2 protein-coding genes are annotated in these 4,603 nt (G+C 42.8%); both read left to right on the top strand.

Features of this window, described 5'->3' with window-relative positions; all coding sequences use genetic code 11:
• Window positions 1-369 precede the first annotated feature (369 nt).
• A complete protein-coding gene (locus BLP92_RS17830; RefSeq protein WP_244516930.1) occupies window positions 370-2,796 on the top strand; it encodes a carbohydrate-binding domain-containing protein in 2,427 nt (808 codons plus the stop codon).
• A gap of 239 nt (window positions 2,797-3,035) precedes the next feature.
• Window positions 3,036-4,064: a LacI family DNA-binding transcriptional regulator gene (locus BLP92_RS17825; protein WP_090844802.1), complete on the top strand. Its 1,029-nt coding sequence runs from the start codon at window positions 3,036-3,038 to the stop codon at window positions 4,062-4,064.
• Window positions 4,065-4,603: the final 539 nt, after the last annotated feature.

The raw sequence follows: 4,603 nt of genomic DNA, 5'->3' as shown, positions 1-4,603 counted from the left end.
GCAGTCGGTGGACTGCGCACCACGAGATAAAGGAAACTCGAAAGAGAGGGTTTCTCTTTCGTAGTTGACTTATCGTAAGAGGTGTAAGGGAAGCGGCCCAATCCCAGCGCCGTGCAGCTGCGTAATAACTAAGCCTCACATTGGTATTCTCCGCCTCTTTCCGGTGGAAGATTACGTGAGGCTTATCTTTAATAACATCTTTATTAAAGCGCTTGCATTACTTATTTTCACATGATAATATGTTAGAAGATTCAGATATTGGATCTGGTACAGGAAAGGTTGTTGTGTTTCTCTTTTTTACTCTTTTACGAAACCGGTTTCGTTAACTAGGTAGTTCGTATTAAAGATAAAACAGAGAGGAAGATTCTATTGAAGATAACTTGGCGTTACGCGGTTAGTACTATTATGGCAATATTATTATTCATAAGTGTGTTTTCAACAGCTTCTTTTGCCGAGAACGATTCTTTACTGCAGCCGCCCGACCGAAAGCCTTCTGAAGCAGGAGCACTTCAGTTAGTGGACCACGAAGGACAGAGAACGCTTGCAGGAGCAGATGGACAACCTATTCAATTGAAAGGAATGAGTACGCACGGATTACAGTGGTTTGGTGAAATTGTAAACAATAATGCATTTGCAGCTCTTGCAAATGACTGGGATTCAAACGTAATTCGTCTTGCACTCTATGTAGGAGAAAACGGATACGCCACGAACCCTGAATTAAAAGATAAAGTGATAGAAGGAATTGAACTTGCGATCGAGAATGATATGTACGTAATTATCGACTGGCATGTTCATCATCCTGGAGATCCAAATGCAGATATTTATTCAGGAGCTATGGATTTTTTTGACGAGATTTCCAGTTTATACCCGAACCATCCAAATCTTATTTACGAACTGGCAAATGAACCGAATCCTAACTCGCCAGGAGTCACTAATGATGCAGCTGGATGGCAGGCAGTAAAAGACTATGCAGACCCAATTGTAGATATGCTGCGCGCGGAGAATGCGAAAGAAAACATCATCATTGTAGGAAGCCCGAACTGGAGCCAGCGTCCAGACCTTGCGGCGGATAACCCAATCGATGATGAGAATACGATGTATACTGTACACTTTTACACAGGAACGCATGCAACATCAGAAACAAGTGAAGACCGTGAAAACGTTATGAGTAACGCTCGTTACGCGCTGGAAAATGGAGTAGCGGTATTTGCTACAGAGTGGGGCACCAGTCAAGCAGATGGAAACAATGGCCCTTATATCGACGAAGCAGATGAGTGGCTGACGTTTTTAGCGGAAAATAACATCAGCTGGGCAAACTGGTCACTGACGAACAAAAACGAAACTTCCGGTTCTTTTGTTCCTTTTGAATTGAATCGTACCGAGGCAACAAGCTTAGATCCAGGCGACGATCAGGTCTGGGCACCGGAGGAATTAAGTCTTTCTGGAGAATACGTAAGAAGCAGAATCAAAGGAATTCCTTATGAGCCAATTGACCGTACGCTCAGAGAACCTTTTACTGAAGTGCTTTTTGATTTTGAAGACAGTACACAGGGATTTGTAGTAAATGCTGATAGCCCTGTGCAAGATGTTACGCTTTCTCATGTGAATCATATGCTGGAGATAGACGGGCTTGAAGCTAGTTCTGATGTTTCAGAAGGAAACTACTGGGCGAATCTGCGTATTTCGGCAGATGAAGCAGGACTGGCGGCAGATATAGCAGGGGCCGAGGAATTGAACATTCAACTTGTCGCAGAAGCTCCGGATACCGTAGCTATCGCAGCGATTCCGCAGAGTCAGAGCACAGGATGGATAAATCCGGATGCATCGGTGATTGTCAGTGAAGCTGACTTCACGGAGAGAAGTGATGGATTATATGAAGCGGAGTTAACGATTGACACAGCGGCAGCACCGGCACTCAGTGCTATCAGTACGCATCAAGATGATACTGTAATGACGAATGTTGTTTTGTTCGTAGGTACAGCATCCGCGGACACACTTTATATCGATCAAATTTCTGTGTCGGGAGACCGGGCAGCCGAAGTAACACCTGTGAACCATGCTCCACTGGGAGAGGCGGCACTGCCATCCACTTTTGATGACGGTACCAGGCAAGGGTGGGACTGGCAGGGTGGATCCGGTGTTAAAGCACAGCTGGATATCCTGGAAGTAAATGATTCGCAGGCACTTTCCTGGGAGTTTGCGTATCCGGAAGTGAAGCCTTCTGACGCGTGGGCAACTGCTCCAAGAATCCAGCTGCGAAATATTAACGCAGTACGGGAAGAAGCAGATACGCTGAAAGCAGACCTTTATATTGAGCCGGTTCGAGCGCAGGAAGGCAGTATGATTGTCAACCTTGCCATGGCTCCACCAGAGCTTGGATTTTGGGCGCAGGCTGTAGAAACAGTAGAAATTAACTTTGAAGATCTTTCTCAGTTTGAAGAGGTGGAAGAAGGTATTTATCACGTATCGCTTTCTTTTGATCTTCTGACACTGGCGGAAGGAAAAGTATTAGCACCTGATACTGTTATCCGCGATTTTGAATTTATATTGCAGGATGAGGAAAGTGATTTTGCAGGACGCGTGTACCTGGATAATGTTCGTTTTGGGGAAGCTCCAACAGAACAAGAACCAACACCAGAACCAAACCCAAACCCATGTGACAATGAATTTACGGAAAACCATCCGAAAGAATGGGCGCCGAAACAAAATGTAAATTCCAAACATTCGAATCAGTCGAATGGCAAGGGAATTGGTGTAAACTGCTCACCGGGAAAGAAAAAAGGACACAATAAGTAAAGCTGTTTGAATATAAACGGGCTGTCCTGCTTCATGGACAGCCCGTTTTTTACACTCGATTAAATTTGGTTCTCTTATCGTTTTGTGTTACCGTTCGCATATAGAATAAACAGTGCTCGAAAGGAAGAGCGGTGAATCATTGCTGCAGCGATTCTGACAGGAATGTTTAGCAGAACCAAATAAAAACCTGTGATATGATAAAAGTACTTATTTCAAATCGAGGCAAGGGGCAGTGCGACATGAGAATGACAATAAAAGAAATTGCGGAATTAGCAGGTGTCTCGCGAGCTACAGTATCAAAAATTATAAATAATTACGATGACGTTGGAGAAAAAACGAAAAAAAGAGTGTTAGATATCATGGAGCAGCATAATTACCGGCCTTCCTACTCCGCCCAAACGCTGGCAAGGAAAAAGACAAACGTGATAGGTGTAATATATGCAGGTGAGGTAAATGCTGACTTTAACCATCCTTTTTTTGTGGAAGTGATCGATGCCTTTAAAAAACAAATAGGGTTTATGGGGTATGATCTCTTGTTTTTTTCCAATGAAAAATTTCATAAAGAGGAAGAAGACTTTTTGGAAAGGTGCCGTCATTATAACGTGGATGGATGTATTGTAATCAGCGGGGGAAATGTGCAGCCTTCTGTGTATGAATTAGATAAAAGTGAAATCCCCTGTGTAGGGCTTGAAATTCAGCTGAATGGACCAAATTCTTCCTTTGTGATGTCAGACAATCACCAATTAATTGAATTGGGAGTAGATCACCTGGTGGATCTGGGCATACAAAACATTGCCTACATCGGTGGACTGAGAGGCTCCTTGATTACGAAGCTGAGAGAAGAAAGCTTTCGGTTTCACATGAAGGAGAAAAACCTTCCGATAAAGACCAACTGGATGCTGGAAGGAGACTTCTTTGAGGAAAGCGGCTATAATGCTGTAAAAAAATTACTGTTACAAAATGAGCTTCCGCAAGCAATTTTTGCAAGTGCAGATATGATGGCGTTCGGAGCGATGAGAGCGATCAAAGAGTCCGCCTACTCATTAGAAGATTTTGCAATTATTGGTCTGGATGATATTCCAGCTTCCAGATACGTAAATCCTGCACTGACAACAATCCGTCAGGATAAAGTGAAACTGGGAGAAACAGCAGCAACTCTTCTGCATGCAAGAATCGAAGAGCTCGAAGTCGAACAGGGAGTGTATTTGCCCGGCGAATTGGTAGTAAGAGAATCATGCGGTTACCATCGCAGAAAAGCTTTCTTATAGAAGTTGCAAAAGGAAGCCCATCTTATTGCATACGATAACTTAAAAATATCAAAGATTGCTCAGGTAATAAAAAAAGCGCTGCTCGTGTTGTATAAACAGCGCTTCGGATTATTAAGAAAGTATTTATTGTATAAGTATATACTTCTATCTACGGAGGCAGGGAAGATACCTTAACTTTTAGCTACCTTGAAAATAAAAGTTCCGCTAAAAAGAAGTAATACTGCTGCTTCACTTTCGGAGCGGCTTACCCAAGGGCTTGTTCTCGACTAATTTTGACGGAAAGAACGTCCGCCAAAATGGATTCTCCAACTGCGCTGGTGCGTCCTCTCCTTCGTTCCACAGCCGTATTAATTTTCATACTTCATGGTGCAAAAATTTTGCATGAATGTCTCTGTTAAAGACTGGGGCTCTTACGTGAATAAAGTGATTTTACTTTTTGGTTATTAATTTCCAGTTATTCTTGTGCTCAAAAAGCCGTGAGTAAAGGTTTGAACAGCTAAAGTTATTTGGTTAAATTTAGAAAATTTGTTAAATAAACC

The organism is Alkalicoccus daliensis, from assembly GCF_900103955.1.
Classification (GTDB): domain Bacteria; phylum Bacillota; class Bacilli; order Bacillales; family Salisediminibacteriaceae; genus Alkalicoccus; species Alkalicoccus daliensis.
The sequence above is the reverse complement of the archived record's forward strand: the minus strand, read 5'-3'. Positions and strand labels throughout refer to the sequence as shown.